The sequence below is a fragment of the uncultured Methylobacterium sp. genome (assembly GCF_964244095.1).
Lineage (GTDB): Bacteria > Pseudomonadota > Alphaproteobacteria > Rhizobiales > Beijerinckiaceae > Methylobacterium.
Genome location: NZ_CAXTHR010000223.1, coordinates 1 through 4,165, shown reverse-complemented (window position 1 = coordinate 4,165; position 4,165 = coordinate 1). Strand labels below are relative to the sequence as shown.

4 protein-coding genes and 1 pseudogene are annotated in these 4,165 nt (G+C 70.3%); all 5 read right to left on the bottom strand.

The window, feature by feature from the left end; genetic code table 11:
• Positions 1–130 (bottom strand): light-harvesting protein (locus ACFE86_RS21430; protein WP_375457337.1); only part of this gene is annotated, 130 nt, incomplete at its 3' end.
• Between the two features lie 157 nt (positions 131–287).
• Positions 288–503 carry a hypothetical protein gene (locus tag ACFE86_RS21425; protein ID WP_375457336.1) on the bottom strand — a complete coding sequence of 72 codons (216 nt, stop codon included), beginning with the start codon at positions 501–503 and terminating at the stop codon, positions 288–290.
• Between the two features lie 113 nt (positions 504–616).
• Positions 617–2,083 carry a chlorophyllide a reductase subunit Z gene (bchZ, locus tag ACFE86_RS21420; RefSeq protein WP_375457335.1) on the bottom strand — a complete coding sequence of 489 codons (1,467 nt, stop codon included), beginning with the start codon at positions 2,081–2,083 and terminating at the stop codon, positions 617–619.
• Positions 2,083–3,669 carry a chlorophyllide a reductase subunit Y gene (gene bchY / locus ACFE86_RS21415; protein ID WP_375457334.1) on the bottom strand — a complete coding sequence of 529 codons (1,587 nt, stop codon included), beginning with the start codon at positions 3,667–3,669 and terminating at the stop codon, positions 2,083–2,085. The genes bchZ and bchY overlap by 1 nt, the downstream gene beginning before the upstream one ends.
• 5 nt (positions 3,670–3,674) lie before the next feature.
• Positions 3,675–4,165 (bottom strand): annotated as a pseudogene (locus tag ACFE86_RS21410) (chlorophyllide reductase iron protein subunit X); the annotation flags it as partial.

Sequence of the window (4,165 nt, the reverse complement as noted above, 5' to 3'; positions counted from 1 at the left end):
TGTGGGCGACCACGGCGATCGCCGTGAAGATGATGAAGCTCGTCAGGAAGATCGCATGGAACTCCTTGGCTTCGGGTTCCGTCAGCCCCGACAGGCTGCTCGGCCGTTCGAGCGTTCCGGGATTGGCCATCGTTGAAGGTCCTCCGTTTGCGGACCGCGCGGCGTCGCCGCGCGGGGGGTCGCCGTGGCGGCGTCATGCGCCACGACCGGACTTCCACCCGTTTTCCCGGACGGAAGCGTCTCGAAGGGCTCGGGCGCGCTCGGCGGCCCAGGTCAGCCCGAAAGGGTCAGCCCATGAAGGCGTAGGAGATGGCCTGGACCGCCATGGTCCTGGCCTCGCCGAAGACCGAGCGGCGCGGCGCCGGGCGGCCGGACGCGCGGGCCGGCACGACGCGCTCGGCGATCGCCGCCACGAGGAAGAACGGGTAGGTCACGCCGAGGATCATCCGGAACTGGACCTCATCCTGGTGCAGGCGCGACGTCGTATTCATCGAACGGGCCATGGACTTCCTCCTGGGCGCGGATGCCGGCGCGGCGCGCGGGCGTGACGGGGTGGGGGCGGATCCGACCGGACGAAGCCGGAGCGAAGCGGCGGGAACGGATTGAGCCGGGGCGCTCATGCGGCGACTCCGAGCTTCAGGCCCTCGTGCGCCGTCTCGACGTGGCCGCTGGCCACGCGCGCGGCGCCGTCGCGGCGGGCGTCGCGCTCGGCGGCGTCGCGAAGGCGCTTGGCCATCGAGATCCGCACCAGCACCGGCTGGCGCTCGACGTATTCGTCGAGCAGCGCGCGGGCGGGCTCCTCCCACGGCAGCTCGCGGTGCATGCGGGCCGGCGTCGCCTCGACCGCATCCATGTCGCGGGCGAGCGGAATGATGTGGAAGAGCATGTCGAACAGCGCGTTGCAGACTTCCTGCACGAGGTAGGTCGCGCCGGAGTACCCCATGAACGGCGTGCCGGTGTGGCGCCGGATGATGGCGCCGGGGAACGAGGCCGGCACGAACACCGCCCGGCACCCGCTCTCGACCGCGTACATCCGCTCGTTGAACGAACCGAACAGCACCAGCGGCGGATTTTTTGCGATGGCCTCGCGAACCGCTGCGTTGTCCGGCTTCGCGCCTGGTTTCCGGGCGAAGGAGAACGTGCAGGGAAGCCCCATCTCCTCTTCGAGGAAATGTCGGACGCCGCGCGCGTAGGTTTCCGTGGCGACGATGCCGAAGCTGGCAGTCCCGAAGAAATCCTGCGTCACCGAGCGCCACAGGTCCCAGACCGGCTTGATCGTGGTGTGCTTCTCGCGCTCGATGAACGGCTCCGGGTCGAGACCCAGAATTTCACCGAGCGTGCGCAGGAACTTGGTGGTGGAGAGCACGCCGATCGGCGCCTGGAGGTAGGGCCGCTCCAGGTCCTCGCAGAGCAGGCGGCCGAACTCGCGGTAGAGGCAGACGTTGGCATCCGCGTTGACGAGCTTGGGCACGTCGGCCAGATGCGAGCCCAGCGGGAACACGAGGTTGATCTCGGCGCCGATGCCCTCGACGAGGCGGCGGATCTCGGCGAGATCCGACGGCATGTTGAAGGTGCCGTAGGCCGGGCCGATGATATTGACGCGCGGGCGCTCGCCCTCCTTGCGCGCGGGGCGCGGGGGGATGCCCTTCTTGGCGAAGCGCCGGGCGGCGTATTCCTGCCAGAGCCAGCGCATCGCCCGGTCGGCGGTCTGCCACTGGTCCTCGTCGATGGTGCGCGGCAGGAATCGCTGGATGTTGGTCCCTTCCGGCGTCACGCCGCCGCCGATCATCTCGGCGATCGAGCCGGTGACGACGACGCTGGGCTGGGCGGGATCGAGCACCGCGTGCGCCCGCTTCATCGCGCCCTCGGTTCCGTGGCGGCCGAGTTCCTCCTCGCCGAGGCCCGTGACGACGATCGGCAGTTCGTGGGGGGGCAGCGCGTCGGTGTAGTGCAGCACCGAGGTGACGGGCAGGTTCTCGCAGCCGACGGGGCCGTCGATGATGACCTGCAACCCCTTGATCGCCGTGAAGACGTAGACGGCGCCCCAGTATCCGCCCGCGCGGTCGTGATCGAGGACGAGCATCAGGCCATCTCCCCGATCGGGTCATGGGCGTGCTGCTTAGCCTTCGGGGCCGGCGCGACGCTCTTGCGGACCTGCGGCACGTCCTCCCACACGCCCGCCGCGTGGCCGGTGCCGACGCCGTCGAAGAAGGCGCGCATCGCGGCGAAACGCTCCGTGTTGGACAGCGCGGCGTTGATGACTTTGGCCAGCGACCCGGCACCCGCGACGCCCATCAGGGGCCGCGCCGAGATCAGGTTGGTGAAGTACAGCGCCGGCGTGCCGGCTTCCTTGGCCTTCTGCACCACCGGCGTCGTGCCGATGGCCAGATCGGGCCGGTACGCGTGCATCGCCGCGAGGTCGTCCTCGAGCGAGGCGCGGAATTTTACCTGGACGCCGTGGGCTTCGAGCCAGGCGCGGTCGGCCTCCGACCAGGGCGTCTTCGGGCAGGCGGTGCCGACGTAGCGCAGGTCCGCGCCGCTCTCGACGAGAAGGCGCCCGACCAAGAGTTCGGAGCCCTCATAGCCCGACAGCGTGATCCGGCCCTTGATCGGCGCGGCGGCGAGCACGGCGCGGATCGGCGGCAGCAGGCGGTTCTTGGCCGCCTCGACCAGGCTACGCGGCACGGCGCAGGCCTCGCCGATCGCATCGAGCCAATCCGCGGTGCCGTCGACGCCCACCGGCGCCGAGCCGACGACCGGCCGGCCGGCCGCCTCGAACTCGCGGATGCTGGCGGTGTAGAACGGGTGGATCGCGGCCACCGCCGCGCCGTCGAGCGCGGCATACAATTCGCGCCATTCGCGGGTCGGGACCACGGGGCCGGCGGCAAGGCCCAGCGGCTCCAGCATCGCGCCGATCACGACGGGATCGGCCGGGAACATCTCGCCCAAGAGCGTCACCGTCGGGCGCTCGGAGCGGCCGGCGCGGGGCGCCTGCACCGGACCCTGCTCGGCCTCGGTGCGGGCGAACTTCAGCATCGCGCCGGCGAGCACGTCCTTGGCCTCGGCATGCGTCGGCACCCCGAAGCCCGGCACGTCGATGCCGATGATGCGGACGCCGTCGATCTCCTTCGGCAGCAGCCGAAGCGGCACGCCGGAGGCAGTCGGGACGCAGAGGTTGATGACGACGACGGCGTCGTAGTCGGCGGGCTTCGCGGTGAGGAACACCGCCTCGCGGATGTCCTCGAACAGCTTGCCGGTGACGAGCGTCTCCGAATTGAACGGCACGTAGCCGACCGAGCGCCTGGCCCCGTAGAAGTGCGAGGTGAAGGTCAGCCCGTAGACGCAGCAGGCCGAGCCGGAGAGGATGGTCGCGGTGCGGCGCATGCGCAGGCCGACGCGGAGCGAACCGAAGGCCGGGCACATGCTCTGCGGCTGGTCGTGGGGACCGGCCGGGTAGTCCTTCCTGAGTTGCTCCAGCGTCTCCGACATGCCGGCGGCCTCGGCGGCTGCCCGCATCGCATCCTTGCCGGAATGGCAGCCGAGGCCGTCGCCCTTGGTCGCGTCGAGATTGATCGGCGCGGCCGGGACCGGTGCCTGGAGGGCCTCCAGGGTCGAGGCCGGAACCTCCCGGCGGGCGCGCAGCGCAGCGATGTCGAGGGTGACGGCCATGCGCGTCAGACCTCGTCGTAGACGACTTCGAGGGACGGCTTGGTCACGTGGGCGACGCCGCACATGTCCTCGAAGGTCGCCGGCACCAGCACCACGTTGCGGCCGGTGCTCTCGCTGGAGAACAGGCCGAGCAGCCCGTCCTGAGAGAGCGGCGTCGGGTGGTTGGGCTTGGCGTCCGTGACGTTCTGGGCGAGATCCGAGAACAGCGAGCCCCAGCGCCCGTCGGGGCGGCCGATGATCTCGTAGTTCGCGCTCTTCCGGCGGATGTCGTCGTCGGCGGGGATCGAGGCCAGCACCGGGATGCCCACCGCGTCGGCGAAGGCCTGCGCCTCGCCGGTGCCGTCGTCCTTGTTGATGACCAGCCCGCCGACGCCGACGTTGCCGCCGAGCTTGCGGAAGTATTCGACCGCCGAGCAGACGTTGTTGGCCACGTAGAGCGATTGCAGGTCGTTGGAGCCGACGACGATGACCTTCTGGCACATGTCGCGGGCGATCG

What these genes read in the sequence shown, in the direction of transcription:
- ACFE86_RS21425 (WP_375457336.1), bottom strand. Translation starts at nt 503, where the DNA reads ATGGCCCGTTCGATGAATACGACGTCGCGCCTGCACCAGGATGAGGTC.
- bchZ (WP_375457335.1), bottom strand. Translation starts at nt 2,083, where the DNA reads ATGCTCGTCCTCGATCACGACCGCGCGGGCGGATACTGGGGCGCCGTC.
- bchY (WP_375457334.1), bottom strand. Translation starts at nt 3,669, where the DNA reads ATGGCCGTCACCCTCGACATCGCTGCGCTGCGCGCCCGCCGGGAGGTT.